Consider the following 18,401-nt stretch of genomic DNA (forward strand, 5'->3'; position numbering starts at 1 on the left):
CCAGGCACCGCACGGACGCGCGATGTATTGCCTCCCAAGTTTTGGCCATTTTGCCCTCCAAACGGCACTACCGCCGGCTACATCCTGCAGATATGCTGGGCGTAATCGCATAGGCCCTATGAGGATGGGAGCAACCATGGCAGCCTTGTTCACGACCCCCAAACGCAATGACACTACCGCCGGAACCCATGTTGCCGAACCCGACGTTCGCCGTCGCATAGGACTCGCGCACGGCAGCTGGCGCCGCGTGACGCGCCGCATCGTCGCGGGCGCCGTGTGCGCGCTCACGGTGAGCTCGCTGCTCATGCCGAGCGTCTCGCTCGCAGCGGAATGGGTCAAGGTCGGCGGCAACAAGTACAACACCGCGGCGAGCGACGAGGCCGGTACCTGGTCGTGGGACGGCGCCGACGACTTGAAGCTCAACAACTATAACGGCGGCGAGATCCAGGCCGCAGGCAAGCTCAACGTGAATTACTCGGGAACCAACATCGTCACTGCCGAATGGATCGAAAGCATCAACGTTTCTCATGGCACTAACGAGAATGCCGAGCTCAATATCCAAGGCAACGAGGGCGGCACGCTCAGCGTGACATCTACTGAGGACGCTATCCTCTCCACGGGTAATATCAACATCGACGGAGCCGGATCCGTCAACGCCACGAGCACTGGGTTTGATGCCATCAATGCCGGAGGTGATCTCGCTATCAAAGGTTCGGGCAACGTCAACGCCACGGGTGCATCGGATGGCATCAGGGCAAACGGCAATATCACGATTGACGACAGCGGAGCCGTCACCGCCAGGGCTACCAAGGACAAGGGTATTGGAGCCGACAAGAACCTCACCATCAAGGGTGACGGGACGGTCGAGGCAAGCTCAGCCGATGGTGAGGCCCTTTGGAGCGGCGGCAATATCAACATCTCGGACGGCAGCCAGGTCAAGGCAAACGCCGAGGGATATCTTGCCGTCGACACTGAGGGCAGTCTCGCGGTCACGAACGCCTCCCTTGACGCAAGCGGTGTTGAATATGGCGTCTATGCCCACAAGGGCGTTACGCTCGATCACGCGACCGTGACGGTCCGTACCAGCGCGAACGGCGGCCAGGCCATCGCCCTCATCACTGACGGGGGCGACATCGACATCAAGAACGGCTCCACCGTGGACGCGTTTGCGGAAGGCGAGGTTTCGGCTGCATTCTCCACCAGAAACGATCGACCCAACGAGAAGGGCGGCCACATCTACATCAGCGACTCCGTTGTCAAGGCCATAGCCCGCTATGTCGAGAACGGCGACGGCCCCATCCCCTACAGCGAAAACCAAGATGGCGAGACGAGGCGCGAACCCCAAGGCGAGAACATCGGCATCATCGCCCAGACCAGCGAGGGCGTCACACCCGCAGTCATCTCGATCATCCGCAGCAAGGTAACGGCCGAAGGAGATACAGCGGCAATCTTTGCCCGTGCCATGAGCGCTGACGGCAAGACAATCGGCACCATCAAGATTGAGAACGCCGCCATCCAGACGCCCGAAGGCGGCAAGGTCATTGACTATCGCAAGCTCCGTGACGGCATCTACGAGGCAGGCCAAGCCATCGGCACGGGCGACGCCACGGTCGACTCCCTCTATATCAAAGCAGTCGCCAAAAGTACGACCATCGCACCTCCCGAGGTAGCCAAGCCGGAAGACCCCAAGCCTGACGAGACCAAGCCCGCAGAAAGCAAGGCCGCGGAGTCCAAGCAGAACCCCAAGCCTGAGGGCTCAAAGCCGACCAAGGCCGTTGCGGCTTCAACCACGAAAGCCAAGACTACCGGCGTGCTCGCGGCAACCGGCGACACCTCGGGTGCGGCCATCGTGGCAACCGTCCTTGCGGGAACAGCCGCTATCGCCGCAGGCACCATGGCGAGCCGTAAGCGTTCTTAGACGCCTCTGCGCACATGGCAGCTCCCGCGAAGGCCCCGAGCCCCAGCACCGTTTAACAACGCCACCGCCGAGCTCCCCTCCGGCGGTGGCGTTTTCCATATGAGTCCGCAGGGGATGCACGAGATTGTCTTTGGTCTAGCCCAACCGGCATACGCTGGCGTGCGACAATTGGGGCTGCCGATATCACAACACTGAGAGAAGCCCGTCATGGAAGCGCATCAAAAGCAGATAACCGTTTATTCGAATCATACGGAAAGCGCGCCTGTCATCTACCTTCCTGTGGTCGTGGGCGACGGCAGCGAGGTTTATAAGTGTTGCCGAGAGCTCGACTGTCCGCCATTCGCCCTCGTCACCATTGGCGGGCTCGATTGGAATCGCGAGCTGAGCCCCTGGGCATGCGACGGGACCGTACGCGATGCCGAGCCTTTCGGCGGCCAGGCTGCCGATTTTCTTGATGAGCTGCTGAATCAGATAATCCCCCAGGTCGAGTCGTCGCTTCCTCAGCCGCCCACCTGGCGCGGCATTGCCGGTTACTCGCTCGCGGGCCTCTTCGCACTCTGGTCCCTCTGGCAAACCGACGCCTTTGACCGCGCCGCGAGCGCATCGGGGTCGCTATGGTTTCCCGACTTTGTCGACCGTGCCAGCACGGCCCCTTTTGCCGGCAGCCCGCAAGCCGTCTACCTGTCACTCGGCAAAAAGGAAACCAAGACGCCCAACCGCATGATGCGGCATGTACTCGACGACACACGCGCGATGGAAGCGTTGCTCGTCGAGCGCGGCATTCCAACAACGCTGGAGCTCAACCCCGGCAATCACTTTGCCCAAACCGACTTACGCATGGCCCGCGGCATCCACTGGATACTGACACATTAAAAATGGTGCCCACACGCATATACGCATGGGCACCATATCTTGTTTTAGCTGAACGCAGCTGCTACTCAGCAGCCTCCTCAAGCTCGGAGACATCAAACTCAAAGTCGTTACCCGGCAGGATGGCGTTGAGCACAATGCCCACCAGTGAGCCCACGGCAATGCCGGACAGCGAAATGGTCACGCCGCCCAGCTCCAACACGATGGCGCCGGCGGTGCTGTACGCGATGCCGAGCGAAAGCACGAGCACCAGCGCGGCAACCAGCACGTTGCGGTTGTTCTGGAAATCGACCTGGTTCTCGATGAGGTTGCGGACGCCCACAGCGCCGATCATGCCGTAGAGCACGAGCGACACACCGCCGATCACACACGCCGGCATGGCCGCAATGACAGCCGCGAACTTGGGGCAGAACGAAAGCACGATGGCGCAACACGCGGCAATTCGAATTACGCGCGGGTCAAACACGCGCGTCAGGGCGAGCACGCCGGTGTTCTCACCATACGTAGTGTTGGCCGGAGCGCCAAAGAGCGAAGCCAGAATCGTGGCAAGGCCGTCGCCGAGCAGCGTGCGATGCAGACCGGGATCGGCAATGAAGTTGCACTCGCAAGTCGAACCGATAGCAGAGATATCGCCGATATGCTCGATCATGGTCGCGAAGGCCAGCGGCATGATGGTGATGATGGCCGTCGTGGCAAGACCGCTATCGAACTGCGGCCCAAAGAGTGCAAACACGGTGTTGTCCCACACGATGGGCAGACCGACCCACGGAGCGGCGGCAACGCCCGAGAAATCAACCTCGCCGAGCGCAGCCGCAACGGCATAGCTCACCACAACGCCCAGCAAAATCGGCACGATCTTGACCATGCCACGGCCCCAGATGTTGCAGATGACGATAACGGCAACGCCAATGACAGCCACAAGCCAGTTGGTCTGGCAGTTAGCAATAGCGGAACTTGCCAGGATCAAGCCGATGGAAATGACGATGGGGCCAGTCACCACCGGCGGAAAGAAACGCATGACACGCTTGGCGCCAAACGCGCGGAAGAGCGCCGCCAGCACCGGATAGAGCAGGCCGGCACAAGCTACGCCCAGGCAGGCGTAGGGCAAAAGCTCGGTCTCGCCGTTGGGCGCGATTGCGGCATAACCGGCAATAAAGGCAAACGATGAGCCCAAAAATGCCGGCACCTTACCGTGCGACAGGAAGTGGAACAGCAGCGTTCCCAAGCCGGCAAACAAAAGCGTTGCCGATACCGAGAGGCCGGTGAGCACGGGCACCAGTACCGTGGCGCCAAACATGGCAAACAGGTGCTGCAGGCCGAGCAGGAACATGCGCGGGCGGCCAAGCGACGATGCATCGTAGATGGCATCGGTGACGGCGGGCGTCGAAGACTGGGACATGGATGTCCTTTCGAATGGAAGGGCGATCGGGCATATCGGATAACCTGCCCGAACGATACAATCCGAACCATTGTACGCGATACGCCATGCCTCGCACGCGCCGTCACCTGCGAACGTTACCGCTATTTCCAAACGCGCTCGGCAACGCGCTTGACCAGCGCGATCTTTGCCCATTGCTCGTCCTCGGTCAGCTTGTTGCCAATCTCGCAGCTGGCAAAGCCGCACTGAGGCGACAGATACAGGTTCTCGAGCGGCACGTACTTTGCGGCCTCACGGATGCGCTCGACGATAACATCCTCGTTCTCGAGCTCTGCCGCCTTGGTGGTTACCAAGCCCAGCACGACCTTCTTGCCCGGGGCAACGTACTTGAGCGGCTCAAAACCGCCGGCGCGCGGCGTATCGAACTCCAGGTAAAATGCATCGACATCCTCGTTTGCGAACAGGTACGGCGCGATGGGGTCATAGCCGCCCTCGAAGGCATAGGTGGAGTGGTAGTTGCCGCGGCACACATGCGTGTTGATGACCAGATCGTCGGGCTTGTCCGCGATGGCGGCATTGTTGAGCGCCACGCCCAGCTCGCTTACCTTTTGCAGGTCGACCGGGCTCATGCCGGTTTTGGCGACAAAATCGGTGTCGCAGTAGATGCCCCAGGTGCAGTCATCAAACTGGATGTTGCGGCAGCCTGCTGCGTACAGGTCGGCGATCACCGTGCGATAAGCGGCTGCGATGGCGTCGGCAAGTTCCTCATCGGTCTTATAGACAGCGCGCAGGCTCTCCTGCTGGCCGTCGCAGCGGTCGAGCGTGACTTCGGAGAACGTCTGGATCGGCGCCGGGATGGTCTGGCGTGCAACGTGGCCCTCGCCCTCGAGCGCTTTGACAAACTTAAAGTGCTCGACAAAGGGGTGGTTCTCGCCGCTGATGGGGCCGGTCACCACGGCGGTATCGGCCGTCGTCTCCTCATCATGGAACATATAACCCGTACGCGAGGTACGGCGCTCAATGCCATTGAGGCCCCACATAAAATCGAGGTGCCAGTAGCTGCGGCGGAACTCGCCATCGGTGATGACCTGTAGGCCGGCGGCCTTTTGCTTAGCCACCAAGTCGCGAATGGCCTCATCCTCGACGGCCTTAAGGCCGTCGTCATCGAGCGTACCCGCGACGTAGGCGGCACGGGCGTCCTTCACGGCCTGCGGACGAAGAAAGCTGCCGACGATATCGGCGCGAAACGGCGCGTTCGGTTGAATCGAAGTGCTCATAGATATCTCCCTTTGCATTGGTTGCTTTACCGAGACAGAGTATGAGCGCTTATATGGCCATCGTAAAATATACGTTTATAACAGTTTGATATAGATGCTTCCTATATCAGTCTGGACTGCCATAAAGAGACTTGAACCGTGCGGAGCACAGCAGCCTAGATATGCTGACGAATCGCGTCGATATAGGCTTGGCCGTAGCGCGTGAGCGTCGTGTTCTTGCGCGTAATGATGCCGATCTCCATGTACTCGTCCACATCGAGCGGAATCGAGATAATACCGGGGCCGTTAAGTTCATGGCTGATCACGCCCGAACACACCGTATAGCCGTTAAGGCCCATAGCCAGGTTGAACAGCGTCGCACGGTCGCGTACGCGGATATTCTTGCGGCGCTCAAACGTCGAGGTCAGTTCCTCGGAATAGTAGAACGAGTTGTAGCTGCCCTGCTCATAGGACAGGAACGGGTAGTCTTCCAAGTCCTCGAGCGTCACGCTGGAACGGCCAGCCAGCGGATGGTCTGCACAGACGAAGACATGCGGCGTGGCGCAGAAGAGTCCTTCGAACACGAGCTCGTTGGCCACCAGCATGCGCTCGATGACCTCGCGGTTATGCTCGGATAAGTACAGGATGCCCAGCTCGCTTTTCATATGCGCGACGTCCTCGATAATCTCGTGAGTCTGCTCCTCGCGCAGGGTAAAGTCGTAGCGCGCTGCATCGAACTCACGGATCACATCGACAAACGCATTAACGGCAAAGGAATAATGCTGGCAGCTCACACTAAAGTGCGGCACCTGCTCGGACGCGCCCTTATACTTGCCTTCGAGCAGATCGGCCTGGTCGAGCACCTGTCGAGCGTAGCCCAAGAAGGTCTCGCCCTCCTCGGACACAATGACGCCCTTGTTGGTGCGCTCAAAGATGTGCACACCCATCTCGTTTTCGAGATCGCGGATCGACGCGGTAATCGAAGGCTGCGACACAAAGAGTCGGCGCGAGGCCTCGGTGATGCTGCCGCATTCGGCAACTTTGACGACATATCTGAGCTGCTGGAGCTTCATGGCTGTCTCCTTAGCTGTTCGCGAGATTCGCGTCGGCCGCACCCTCCTGGCGCATAAACGGCGGCATCTCCCCCGTCGCGGCGCAGGCGGCAATCTGATGCAGGGCCCCGGCGACCGCATCATCTGCCGCAGCGCCAATATGCCAGCGCGCGGCAGCCGTGACGGCCTCGTTGGCATTGGCGACTGCAACGGAGTTGGGAACGGCATCGATCATGGGCAGATCGTTATCGGAATCGCCGAATACGGCCACCTCGTCGGGCGTCAGGCCCAAAGCGCGCGCCAACTCCAGCGCAGCGCAACCCTTGTCCCAACCAGCCGGAAGGATGTCGAACAGGCGCACTCGGTTGTTGGGAAACACGAGCGAGAGTTCTGGCACCTCAGCGGCAACGCGCTCGCGTAGCTCCGCGAGCTCCTCACGCGAACGGGCACTCCAAATATTCGCCTTGAACACCGGCGCGTCATCGACGACGGGACGGCACGGGGCCTCTTCGCCTTTGAGCCACGCGTTGCCGCCCGACTCCATGGCGCGACGAACGCGCTCGGGGTCGCTCGTCACACAATAGGCATCGTTGCCCCAAAAGTCATCGCCCAGACTATAGACCTTCAGATAGGTATCGTCGGTCTCTTGCTCCAGATAGTCGGCAAGACGCATGAGGGCACCGTTGTCGCTCGCACGGGAGGCAACAACCTCGCCGTCAACAAACATCACCTGGCCGTTACAGAACGCGCCAGTCGAAAAACACTCGGAACGATTTTTGAACATCCAGCCCATCGCGGACGGCTGACGACCCGAAACCGGGCCAAAGTGCAGGCCCGCCGCCTGCATGGCATGAATGCCCTCGATGGCGTAGTCGCTGGCTCCGTCATGCCCGGCTGGAATCAGCGTATCGTCCATATCGGTCAGCACAAGTTTAATCATAAGGCCCCCATTCGTATCGGTCCTACCTATTGTAACGACCTGCCAAAATAAACCTGTCCCTTTTTGGCAGGTGCGTTAGTATAGGGAACAACAGATTCGATGCGGGAGTGCCGGCGGTGCAAGCCACAAGGCTGAGAGGGCATAGGGCCCAATCCTTTGAACCTGTCAGTTAATGCTGGCGTAGGGAGCATGCCGCCTTTACAGGGGCGCTGTCTATGCACAGCGCCCCTTTTCTATGCCAAGGAGGCATGTGCAGTGATTGATTCGGAACAGCTTAAGCAACATATGGTCAAGGCCGTGGAGGAGATTCGCGCCACCAATCCGATGGCCGGCTCCATCACCAACACGGTGACGATCGACTTTGTCGCCAATGCGCAGCTCGCCGTGGGCGGTTCGGCCGCCATGGTCTATCTGCCCGACGAGGGCGAGGCGCTCGTTGCCGGCGGCGGCGCCATCTATCTCAACATGGGCACGCTCTTCCCCATCTACGAGCAAACGATTCCCCGCGCGGCCAAGGCGGCACACGACGCCGGCAAGCCCTGGGTGCTCGATCCGGTAGGCCTGGGCATCGGTAGCCTGCGCACCCAGTTGGTAAACGAGCTCAAGCAGTACAAGCCCGCCATCGTGCGCGGCAACGCCTCCGAGATCATCGCGCTCGCCGGCCTGTGGGGTCTTGAGGGCGAGGCGGCCGATCTGAGCCGCGTACGCGGTGTCGATACCACCGACACGGTCGACGCCGCCCGCGATGCCGCCGTGGCGCTCGCCCGCTACACCGGCGGCGCCGTAGTGGTCTCGGGCGAAGTCGACCTGATCACCGACGGCACGACCGTGGCCAAGTCCCACGGCGGCAGCCCGCTCATGTCCAAGATCACCGGCTGCGGCTGCTCGCAGGGCGGCGTGCTGGCCGTGTACGCCTGTGCCGCCGACCCGTTTACGGCAGCCGTCTGCGGCACCGCCGTCTACAACGTTGCCGGCACGCGCGCCGCCGCTGTCGCCGATGCCCCGGCAAGCTTTAAGGTCGCCTTTATCGACGAGCTCTACCGCGCAACCGCCCAGGACATTGCCGATAACCAACTCGAGCTCGAGGAGGCATAGGCCATGTCCGATCCCACAACCAATGCCGGCATGAACACGCTCGTCGCCGTGGCCATCGCCCCGTGCGGCACCGGCGATGAGCTCTCCGCCGAGGTCGCCGAGGTCGTGCGCGTCATACGCGAGAGCGGCCTTCCCAACCGCACCACCTCGATGTTTACCGAGATCGAAGGCGACTGGGACGAGGTCATGCAGGTCGTGCGCGACGCGACCTTTGTGTTGGCGAGCAAGGGCATCCGCACCGAAGTCGTGCTCAAAGCCGATATTCGTCCCGGATTTACCGACACCATGACCGGCAAGCTCGAGCGCATGGAAGCACAGATCAAGAAGCAGGAGGAAGCACGATGAGCATCCGCGACAACCTTGATATCTCGGCCTATCTAGTACTCGGCCCCGAAAACACGCTGGGACGCCCCGTGGGCGATGTGGTGGCCCAAGCGCTCGACGCAGGCTTTACCTGCATCCAGGTGCGCTCCAAGGTGGCAAGCGCCCGCGAGATCATTGCGCTGACCGGCGACGCCGCGCGGGCAATCGCACAGGCCGGCAAGACCGGTCAGGTCGCCTTGCTGATCGACGACCGCCTTGACTGCGTACTCGCCGCACGCGAGCAGGGTATTGCCGTCGACGGCGTGCACGTGGGCCAGAGCGATATTCCCGTCGAGGTCTGCCGCAAGCTTCTGGGCCCCGATGCCATCGTGGGCCTTTCGGCCCGTTGCGAAGAGATGCTCGAGTACGTCAAGACCGCCGACATGAGCCTGGTCGACTACCTGGGCATCGGCCCGCTCCACGAGACCGAGACCAAGCGCGACTGCGGACGCGCAGCCGATGGCTCCATCATCACCAAGAGCTTTGAGGACCTGGCCGCACTCCACGCGGCAAGCCCCGTGCCCATCGTGGTGGGCGGCGGCGTCAAGACGGCCGACCTGCCGCAGCTCAAGGCCACCGGCGTCGACGGCTTCTTTGTGGTGAGCGCTGTCTGCAGCGCCGATGACCCCCACGCCGCCGCCAAGGAGCTTGTCGACACCTGGCAGCAGGCATAAGTCTAGGCCGAGCAGCTGCTCCGCAGCCTCATATCTTCAATAACGGAAAGCGCATCCCAGTTTGGACGTCCATTCTGGGATGCGCTTTCCATATGCGGCCCTTACCCCGCCAGATACGCTTCCAACGCCGGCAAAGTCGCCTCCGCATCGCGACGACCGATCTGGTAGATGCGCTCGAGTTCATCGGGCTCGCGGCACAGCGACGGCACCTTCACCGATTCGCTCGGACGCACCACAAAGATATCGCCGGCGGCCTCACGACGTGCCAGGTCATCGAGCGTGGCATTGTAAACCTCATGCCGATGCTCAAGCGCTGCGACAAACTCCGGATAGTGACGGAACACGCGCCGCAGCATGGGCATCACGCTGTTGGGCTGCTTCACAAAGCCCGCCGGCTGCGTGAGTACCACGATATTGCGGTCATACCCCTGCGCAAACAGCCATGCACTGGGAATAGAATCAGCCACGCCACCATCCAGATACTTATGCCCGTCAATAGCAACGGGACGCGTCGCCACGGGAATCGCCGACGATGCCCGGATCCACTCGATATCCCGCTCGTCGCCATAGGGCAGGTCGTGGTAGACGGCCTTGCCCGTCTCGATATCGGTGCACACGCACGTAAACCGCATGGGACAGGCGCGATACGCCTCCAAGTCAATGGGATCGCGCTCGATGGGCACCTCGTGATAGGCAAAATCGGCATTGAACATGTCGCCGGTCCGCAGCCAGCTTGCTACACCCGCATAGCGCTTGTCGGCACAATAGGCCTTGTTATAGCGAATGGCGCGTCCGATCTGCCGCGATTTAAAGTTGTAGCCAAACGCCGCGCCCGCCGAGACACCCACCATATGGTCGCAGGTCAAACCGTGCTCCATCCAAACGTCGAGCACGCCCGCCGTATACATACCGCGGTAGCCGCCTCCCTCGAGCGCAAGCCCCACCGTGCGCGTCATATTTGGCTGTGTCATGCGACCATCTCCGTTCCTGCGTTTAAAACCGGGACAAGTATACCCGTCAACATATACCGCCCCAGTCGCATTTTTCATGCGCACCCAGGCGTTGCGGTTTGGCGAATAATAGCCGCCCGTAGCATGTACACCCATATATAATTCTGCACTGTTGTTTATACTACTCAGCAGTTATCAACAGCGAACATTAGCCGGTAAATTAACCCAACAACGCAGCAAGGCGGGGGCCTGGATACACGCAAAGCGCCGAACAACAACGCGTGTGCACAACGAGCTCGCCCGACGCAATTCGCCCGACCTCAGAAAGCCGCTTACGACATGGATACTGTCAGCAATTACACCGAAACGCTCGAAAAGACCGTCCGCGACCTTCTCAAGCGTCAGGATGATCTGATTAGGACCGCCTTTACCGACCAGCTTACCGGACTTGGCAACCGCGGCGGCTTTGCCCGTTCCCTCGAGGAGCTCTGGGAGCAGGACACCCCCGTTACCATGGCGTTCATCGATATCGACAATCTCAAGCACTGCAACGACGTCTTTGGGCATGACGAGGGCAACCGCTATATCTTGCAGGTAAGCCTCTATCTCAAACTGTATATGAAAGTGGACGAGGCGGCGTTTCGCATAGGCGGCGACGAGTTTGCCATCCTATCTACGATTGCGACCGAAGACGACCTCGCCGAACGTCTGGAACACTGCCGAACGATCCTGCTCAAAAACAACGATTCCGAGATGCCCCACTCGTTTAGCTACGGAGTGGCACACGCCGACCCCGCCCTGGGCGAAGCCCCCAATCGCATGACACTCGATGCCGACCATCGCATGTACGACTACAAGCTACGTCATGCCGTGTACCTCGATCGACGCAATATCACGCAAGTCCACGCCGACGACTTCGAAATAAGCGACCGCGTTTTCGACGCCTTTTCGATGCTCAACGAAGGTCGTTATTTCTTTATCGAGAACTTGGACAAACATCGCACCCTTTGGTCACAAGGTGCCTTGCGCGATCTTGGCCTTCCCTCGGAGCACATAGACAACTGCCGCGATTACTGGAAAACGCGCGTCCATCCCGATGACCTTGAGGCTTTTACCGACGACATCGACCAAGTCTATAACGGCTCCAAACACCATCGAGTCATGCAGTATCGTGTGCGCAACGCCGTCGGCGACTACGTCCTTTGCCGTGCTCGCGGGTTTCGTATCGACGGCGACGGAAATGCCCCCTCGCTCTATGTCGGCGAGCTCGTCAACCACTCACTTGCCGAAACCGTCGACGCCGCTACGGGCCTCGGAACGCAGCGCATGCTGGTCAACGCTATCGATACCTGCCGCCTTGACCGTTGCAAGACAGGGCTCATAGCGGTGCGCGTTCGTGGCACGACAAAGCTCAACGAGCTCTACGGGGCCGAGGCTGTCGACAACATGCTTGCCGAATACGCGGGCCGCATGCTGTCGATCACCCGCGGCAGGAGCCGGGTCTACCGTTCACGAAGCGTCCAGTTTGTCGTGCTCAGCAACGATTTGGACCACGAGGCATTCGAGCAACTGACCCGCCACCTTAAAGAGGCCGTTTTCGCTCCTGTGCAAATCGCGGGCGACACCATTACTCCCGTCTGTCTTGTCGTCCCGGCATTTTACGAGCACTTAACCCATCAGGCGACCGCCGTTTTAGGCGAACTCGATCGTCGCCTTCGCACAGCCGGCGGGCTTGTCCCCAACGACAGCCTCCCTATACCCGAGGTCGAACGCAAAAGCGCAATCGCCGAACGCATCGATATGCTCACCGGTCTCTACCGACCCAGCGAGTTTATGCGGCGCGCCAACGCTTTTCTCGAGGCAAGGCACGACGGCGCTTGGTGCATCGCCACGGTCGACATGGGCCACATGCGCCTGTTTAACGAATGGTATGGACAGGCCGAAGGCGACCGCCTGCTTGCCGATGTGGGCACGGTCCTCAAGGACATCGAGAATGCCGACATGGGCGTCGCAGGGTACTGGGGCCAAGATGACTTTTGCGCACTCATCCCCTTTAAGCACATCACCGTCCATCAAATCTACAACCGCGTTCGCGAGGCAGTAGCCAGGCATGATGGCGGCGTAGGTTTTTGGCCGTCCATGGGCGTCTACCCCATCGATTCCAATGAGGAGATCACCATCGATGCGCAGGCAAAGGCCATGTTTACCAATCGGCGCGCAAAAAACGACTTTAAGGAGCGCATTGCCATTTTTTGCCCCGAGGAGTACAAGCGCGAAATCGTGTTCAACCGCACGCTGACCGAATTCCAGTACGCGCTGTCAAATGGTCGCATCACGTACTATCTTCAGCCCCAGGTCGATATGGAAACCGGCGAGATTATTGGCGCCGAAGCACTCACCCGCTGGATTGACAAGGACGGCTCTCTCATTTCGCCCGCAACGTTTATCCCCGCACTCGAGGAAAGCGGCTTTGTAGTGACGCTCGACAAATATGTTTGGCAGGGCGTCGCCATGTGGCTCCGCGAGCGCCTCAATCGAGGACTTCGCGTGGTTCCGATTTCCCTCAATGTGTCGCGCGTAGACATTCTTGCCTGCGATGTCGCCGAGCATATGGGGTCGCTCGCCGCCCAGTACAACCTGCCGCCCGAACTCATGCACATCGAGATCACCGAGACCGCCTATACCGGAGAGTCCGAGGCCGTGGATAAGCTGACCGCGGATCTGCACACCCGTGGCTTCTCGACCTACATGGACGATTTTGGCACCGGCCAGTCCACGCTCGCGATGCTCAAGAACGTCAACGTCGACGTCATCAAGCTCGACCGCACCTTTGTGCCCACCGACCGCGATCAAGGCCGCAGCGCGCAGATCGTGTCATCGATGCTCGAGATGGCGCAGTCGCTCCATCTGCCCGTCGTGGTTGAAGGCGTCGAGACAAATGAGCAGGCAAACATGCTACGACAAATGGGCGCCCGCTACGCTCAGGGCTTCCTCTACTACCGTCCCATGCCGGCGAAGGATTTTGAGGCATTGCTCGATGGTGGCAATAACAACTGATACGCTCGCGCGCAAAACGCCACCGCCGGAGGGGGAATTTGTCTCCATTAGCTAACTTATATCCCCAATTCAAACCGAATTGGGGATATGATACAAACCGTTGTTCCGCCCAAGGAGGTTATCCATCATGAACGAGTCGTATCGCCTGGGCGAGCAATCGATTATTGCCTATCTTCAGCGACTTGCGAACGGCGTCTCGACCGCCGAACTCGATGTTGCCGCGCTGCCTGCTGGGCTACGCGCCGTTGGCGAGCAACTGCAAAAGACGCATGCCATCCTGCAACAAGAGCGCCAGCTGCTTGAGCGCAACGCCTATATCGATCCGCTCACCAACTTGGGCAACCGCAACGGATTCGACCGTCACGTCGAGCAACTCTGGCGCAAAGGCGACCCCTTCACCTGCGCCTATATTGACATCGACCATCTCAAGCATTGCAATGATAGGTTTGGCCACGCCGAAGGCAATCGCTATATTCTGAGCATCTGCCGCACGCTCTCCGAAACCATGGAGCACGATGAGATGCTGTTCCGTATCGGTGGAGACGAGTTTGTGCTCATCTCGCTCTCCGCAAACGAGATTGAACTCGAGCAGCGCTTGGAGCAGGTACGTACCAGGCTGATCGAGGCGAGCTCAGGTGGCAAGGCGCCCATGATCGGCAGCTTTAGCTTTGGCTGCTCGCGCGTCGATCCACTTGCTGGCGACACGCGTCGCCAGATGACAATGGATGCCGATCGCAAGATGTATCGCTATAAGCTTATGCATCGTGTGCAGCAACCGAAAGACGATGACGCGCCGCAACGCCCAATCGTCGATCAGCTTCCCTGCAACGACCGGGTGTTCCAAGCGATCTCCATGAGCTCCGAGACGCGCTATCCGTTTATCCTCAATCTCGATACGGGAGAATCGCAATGGTCGGTTAACGCCGTGCGCGATTTTGACCTGCCCTCCCAGCACCCTTTTAACTCACTCGACATGTGGCTCGCCCGCGTTCATCCCGAGGACCGCGACAACGTACGTGTCGAGCTCGACATGGTGATAAACGGCACGTGGCACTTCCACTACATGCAGTATCGCGTAATGGATGCCACCGGAAAATACGTGCTTTGCGACTGCACGGGCTACCGCTTGGACGGCACCGATACCGAGCCCGGCATGTATGTGGGCATTATCATCAACCGAAGCTTGGCAGATACGACCGATTCCGTGACCGGCTTGGGCGATATTCACGCCCTGGTCAACGCCATTGGCGAAATGCGTCGCGTGGCGCGCAAGGCGGGGTTGATCGCCATTAAAATCGATGATATCGCTCAGGTCAATGCCCGCTTTGGCTTTGATGCGGGCGACCGCGTTTTGGCAGAATGTGCCGCCTGTCTGGTGGAATGCTCGCGCGGTAAGGGTCGTATGTTCCGCTCGACGGGGCCGATGTTCGTGGCTCTTTTCGACGACTTTGATCCCGAAGAAACCGATGCGATTGCAGAGGAAATCGAGCGGTTCCTGGGTTCGCCCGTGCTCTTTGGCCCATTTGAATATCAGCCGCCCATTCGCGTGGCCACGCTCCATCTGGACGGCGTCGACCGTCAGCCCGTTTCGATTTTGAACGAGCTCAAAGCGTTGCTCGGGAAAGCCGTGCAGGTGCCAGGTACCAAACTGGATTAGCACCGCGCCCACACCGCCTCCCCCATCGTGCGATAATCCTCTGCAGAAGTCACCGACAGCAGAGGGAGTTTGTGATGAAGGTTCTTTTGGTCAATGGCAGCCCCAAGGCAAACGGCAACACCGCCCGCGCACTCGCCGAAGTCGCCGAGCAACTCAATGCCGAAGGCATTGATACCGAGGTGTTTCAGCTGGGCACCAAGCCCATTCGCGACTGCATTGGCTGCGGCCAGTGCGGCAAGCTTGGCGGTCGCTGCACCTTTGACGATGACGTGGTGAACGAGCTGATCGCTGCCGCCGAGCAGGCAGATGGCTTTGTCTTTGGCTCGCCCGTCTACTATGCGCACCCCAGCGGACGCATCCTTTCGGCCCTCGATCGCGCATTCTATGCCGGCAGCAAAGCCTTTGCACACAAGCCGGGCGCTGCCGTCGCCGTTGCCCGTCGCGGCGGCACGTCGACCACCTTCGACGTGCTCAATAAGTACTTCACCATCAACCAGATGCCCGTGGTTGCTTCCACGTACTGGAACAACGTGTTTGGCGCCATGCCGGGCGAGGCCGCCCAGGACGCCGAGGGCCTGGCCACCATGCGCAACATCGGCAAGAACATGGCCTGGCTCCTGCATTGTATCGAGGCAGGACAGGCCGCCGGTATCGAAGCCCCCGAAGCCGATCGCGAGCGCACCAACTTCATCAGGTAGAACGGCGGAACAAATACATGAACGTGCAAATTTTTGGCACCAAAAAGTCTTTCGATACCAAGAAAGCACAGCGCTTCTTCAAAGAGCGCCGCATTAAGGTGCAGTTTATTGACCTTAAGGAAAAGGAGATGAGCAAGGGCGAGCTCACGAGCGTGATGCAGGCGGTCGGCGGTATCGACAAGCTGCTCAACCCCAAGGCCAAGGACGAGGAGACGCTCGCGCTCATCCAGCACCTCACCCCCAGCCAGCGCTTCGACAAGTTGCTCGAGAACCAGCAGGTTCTAGCCGAGCCCATCGTGCGTAACGGCAAAAAGGCCACCGTCGGTTATTGCCCCGATGTATGGGGAGCCTGGGAGTAGCCTGTGTTATTTGCCAGCGCGTGGGTATAAGTGCAGGCGTTTGGCATATGATTCAACTGTAAGCCATGTCTAACAAAGGAGGGCACATGCCCAACAAACCCGTGAAAATCATCATGCTTACCGGATACCTCGGTGCCGGCAAGACCACGCTGCTCAACCACATCCTCGCTAACGATGGCGGTATCCGCGCCGCCGTAATCGTCAACGATATCGGCGAGATCAATGTGGACGCCAGCCTCATCGCCGACGGCGGCCTTTCCGAGACCGACGACCTCATCCCGCTCACCAACGGCTGCATCTGCTGCACGCTTTCGGATGACCTGGCCAACCAGCTGCAGGGCATCGCCGATTCGGGCAACTTCGATTACATCATCATCGAGGCCTCGGGCATTTGCGAGCCCATCCCCATCGCCTACACCATCTCGAGCTTCTGCGACGAGGCCAAGGTGGGCGGCGAGCCTAAGCTCGCGCTCGACAACATCGTGGCCGTGGTCGACTGTGCCCGCATGTACGACGAGTTCAACGGCGGTCGCGACCTGCTGGCTGAGGATATCGACGAGGACGACATCGAGAGCCTGCTCATCCAGCAGATCGAGTTCTGCTCCACGCTAATCCTCAACAAGACCGATACCGTGAGCCCTGAGCAGATCGCCGAGCTCAAGGCCATCGTGCGCAGCCTGCAGAAGGACGCCGTGATCGTCGAGGCCCAAAACGGAGAGGTTCCTATGGAGGAGCTGCTCGACACCGACCGCTTTGACTTTATGCGCGCCTACAACTCCGCCGCCTGGATCGAGGCCATGGAGCATCCCGAGGAGCACGACGACCCCGAGGTGCTCGAGTACGACATCGAGACCTTTGTGTACTCGCGCCGTAAGCCGTTTGACCTGCAGAAGTTCACCGATTTTGTTGAGCAGGAGTGGCCCGACGAGGTCATTCGCGTCAAAGGCCCGCTGTGGCAGACCGGCGATCCGGACATGTGCTACATGTTTGAGCAGGCCGGCCACCAGATGCGCCTGATGGAGAACGGCCTGTTCGTTGACTCGGCGCCCGAGGGCGAGAAGCAGAAGATCATCGACGAGAACCCCGAGATCATGCAGATTTGGGACGACGAGACGGGCGACCGCATGACGAGCCTGTGCATCATCGGCCGTCACATGGACAAGGATGCGCTCATCGCCTCCCTCGATGCCTGCCTGACCGACTGGCACCGCGCCTAGGTTTATCCAAGCGGGCATTTGTCCGCCTACGTAACCGCCAAACCACCACGAAGGTGCCTGTGAACTGCGCCCCGAAACTTGGACTGAATAAATAGCGACTACGCCGCAAGGGCCCGGTCCCGGAACTCCTCCGGCGTCAGGCCCTTCAATCTTACCTGCCTGCGCCGCGTGTTCCAATGGTCTATGTACTCCTCCAGGTCGCGCTTGAAGTCCCCGAAGCTGCCCCACTCCCTGCCGCGGTAGAACTCGTCCTTCACGTGACCGAAGAGCTGCTCGGTGGCGGCGTTGTCGATGCAGTTCCCCTTGCGCGACATGCTCTGGGTGATGCCCGCCCCCTCCAGCCTGGAGGCGTAGGACTCGTGCTGGTACTGCCAGCCCATGTCCGAGTGCATGGTCGGTGCCGCCCCGTCGGGCAGGGCCTCGAGGAGCCGGTCGAGCATCCTGTGCTGCTGGGCGAGGTCCGGCGAGGTCGATATGTCGCTCGCCACGATCTCCTTCGTGCAGAAGTCGAGCACCGGGGCCCAGTAGGCCTTGGCGCCGGCCACCTTGAACTCGGTGACGTCGGTGCCGAGCTTCTGCCACGGCCCCTCGGCGCCGAAGTCCCTCGCGATGACGTTCTCGAACGTGCTCCCCACGAGCCCCCTGTAGGAGCTGTACCGGCGGCGGGAGCCCCGACGGCGTATCCCGCACCGGATGCCCATCTCGCGCATCATCTTGAGCACGGTCTTGTCGGCCACGACCGCGCCCAGCTCGGCGCGCAGGCACATGGCTATCTGCCGGTGCCCGCAGCCGTTTGTTAGCGCTACTGTAAAAACAACCAATTTCGCCATCGCACTTTAGCCGATTCCGCCAACGCAATTTCCCCAATCACGCCAACGCATTTTCACCATTTCCACCAACGCCGGGGCTTACGCTTC

Annotated in this window: 16 protein-coding genes and 1 riboswitch; of the genes, 10 read left to right on the forward strand and 6 right to left on the reverse strand. The window is 60.1% G+C overall.

Features of this window, described 5'->3' with window-relative positions:
• Window positions 1-136: 136 nt before the first annotated feature.
• A complete protein-coding gene (locus AAAX72_RS09110) occupies window positions 137-1,918 on the forward strand; it encodes a hypothetical protein (protein WP_349130071.1) in 1,782 nt (593 codons plus the stop codon).
• A 207-nt stretch (window positions 1,919-2,125) separates the two neighbouring features.
• Window positions 2,126-2,791, forward strand: coding sequence for an alpha/beta hydrolase-fold protein (locus AAAX72_RS09115; protein ID WP_117716506.1), 666 nt, complete (start codon window positions 2,126-2,128; stop codon window positions 2,789-2,791).
• A 61-nt stretch (window positions 2,792-2,852) separates the two neighbouring features.
• Here the strand turns inward: AAAX72_RS09115 and AAAX72_RS09120 are convergent, their stop codons facing one another.
• The 4 genes from AAAX72_RS09120 to AAAX72_RS09135 form a co-directional block, all read right to left on the reverse strand.
• Window positions 2,853-4,187: a uracil-xanthine permease family protein gene (locus tag AAAX72_RS09120; protein ID WP_349130073.1), complete on the reverse strand. Its 1,335-nt coding sequence runs from the start codon at window positions 4,185-4,187 to the stop codon at window positions 2,853-2,855.
• A 122-nt stretch (window positions 4,188-4,309) separates the two neighbouring features.
• Entirely contained in the window at window positions 4,310-5,443 is a 1,134-nt protein-coding gene (locus AAAX72_RS09125) for a 5-methyltetrahydropteroyltriglutamate--homocysteine S-methyltransferase (protein ID WP_349130074.1), read from the reverse strand.
• Between the two features lie 155 nt (window positions 5,444-5,598).
• The gene (locus tag AAAX72_RS09130; RefSeq protein WP_349130075.1) at window positions 5,599-6,495 is read right to left on the reverse strand and encodes a LysR family transcriptional regulator; all 897 of its coding nucleotides are present in this window, start codon (window positions 6,493-6,495) and stop codon (window positions 5,599-5,601) included.
• Window positions 6,496-6,505: 10 nt separating this feature from the next.
• Window positions 6,506-7,414 (reverse strand): HAD family hydrolase, encoded by a 909-nt coding sequence (locus AAAX72_RS09135; RefSeq protein ID WP_349130076.1) that lies wholly within the window; start codon window positions 7,412-7,414, stop codon window positions 6,506-6,508.
• Window positions 7,415-7,507: 93 nt separating this feature from the next.
• Window positions 7,508-7,618, forward strand: a riboswitch (TPP riboswitch).
• A 51-nt stretch (window positions 7,619-7,669) separates the two neighbouring features.
• Between AAAX72_RS09135 and thiM the strand changes: the two genes are divergently transcribed.
• The 3 genes from thiM to AAAX72_RS09150 are packed head-to-tail and all read left to right on the forward strand — an operon-like array spanning window position 7,670 to window position 9,546.
• Window positions 7,670-8,509, forward strand: a complete 840-nt coding sequence (thiM, locus tag AAAX72_RS09140; protein ID WP_271741668.1) for a hydroxyethylthiazole kinase — start codon at window positions 7,670-7,672, stop codon at window positions 8,507-8,509.
• Window positions 8,510-8,512: 3 nt separating this feature from the next.
• A complete protein-coding gene (locus AAAX72_RS09145) occupies window positions 8,513-8,854 on the forward strand; it encodes a thiamine-binding protein (protein WP_349130078.1) in 342 nt (113 codons plus the stop codon).
• Window positions 8,851-9,546 (forward strand): thiamine phosphate synthase, encoded by a 696-nt coding sequence (locus tag AAAX72_RS09150; RefSeq protein WP_349130080.1) that lies wholly within the window; start codon window positions 8,851-8,853, stop codon window positions 9,544-9,546. The genes AAAX72_RS09145 and AAAX72_RS09150 overlap by 4 nt, the downstream gene beginning before the upstream one ends.
• A gap of 101 nt (window positions 9,547-9,647) precedes the next feature.
• On the opposite strand, the gene AAAX72_RS09155 is transcribed toward AAAX72_RS09150, so the two are convergent.
• Window positions 9,648-10,517, reverse strand: coding sequence for a patatin family protein (locus AAAX72_RS09155; protein WP_349130081.1), 870 nt, complete (start codon window positions 10,515-10,517; stop codon window positions 9,648-9,650).
• A gap of 318 nt (window positions 10,518-10,835) precedes the next feature.
• Between AAAX72_RS09155 and AAAX72_RS09160 the strand changes: the two genes are divergently transcribed.
• From AAAX72_RS09160 to AAAX72_RS09180, 5 genes are all read left to right on the forward strand, one after another.
• Window positions 10,836-13,553 carry an EAL domain-containing protein gene (locus AAAX72_RS09160; RefSeq protein WP_349130082.1) on the forward strand — a complete coding sequence of 906 codons (2,718 nt, stop codon included), beginning with the start codon at window positions 10,836-10,838 and terminating at the stop codon, window positions 13,551-13,553.
• A 127-nt stretch (window positions 13,554-13,680) separates the two neighbouring features.
• A complete protein-coding gene (locus AAAX72_RS09165; protein WP_152068414.1) occupies window positions 13,681-15,210 on the forward strand; it encodes a diguanylate cyclase in 1,530 nt (509 codons plus the stop codon).
• 74 nt (window positions 15,211-15,284) lie between these two features.
• Window positions 15,285-15,908, forward strand: a complete 624-nt coding sequence (locus AAAX72_RS09170; RefSeq protein ID WP_349104954.1) for a flavodoxin family protein — start codon at window positions 15,285-15,287, stop codon at window positions 15,906-15,908.
• A 17-nt stretch (window positions 15,909-15,925) separates the two neighbouring features.
• A complete protein-coding gene (locus AAAX72_RS09175) occupies window positions 15,926-16,267 on the forward strand; it encodes an ArsC/Spx/MgsR family protein (protein WP_006234522.1) in 342 nt (113 codons plus the stop codon).
• Window positions 16,268-16,353: 86 nt separating this feature from the next.
• Entirely contained in the window at window positions 16,354-17,484 is a 1,131-nt protein-coding gene (locus AAAX72_RS09180) for a GTP-binding protein (RefSeq protein ID WP_035137003.1), read from the forward strand.
• 98 nt (window positions 17,485-17,582) lie between these two features.
• Here AAAX72_RS09180 and AAAX72_RS09185 read toward each other — a convergent pair whose 3' ends face one another.
• Complete coding sequence (locus tag AAAX72_RS09185) at window positions 17,583-18,314, reverse strand: IS3 family transposase (RefSeq protein ID WP_349130084.1); 732 nt, start codon at window positions 18,312-18,314, stop codon at window positions 17,583-17,585.
• Between the last annotated feature and the right edge of the window lie 87 nt (window positions 18,315-18,401).

This window comes from Collinsella sp. CLA-ER-H8 (assembly GCF_040092335.1).
Taxonomy (GTDB): Bacteria; Actinomycetota; Coriobacteriia; order Coriobacteriales; family Coriobacteriaceae; genus Collinsella.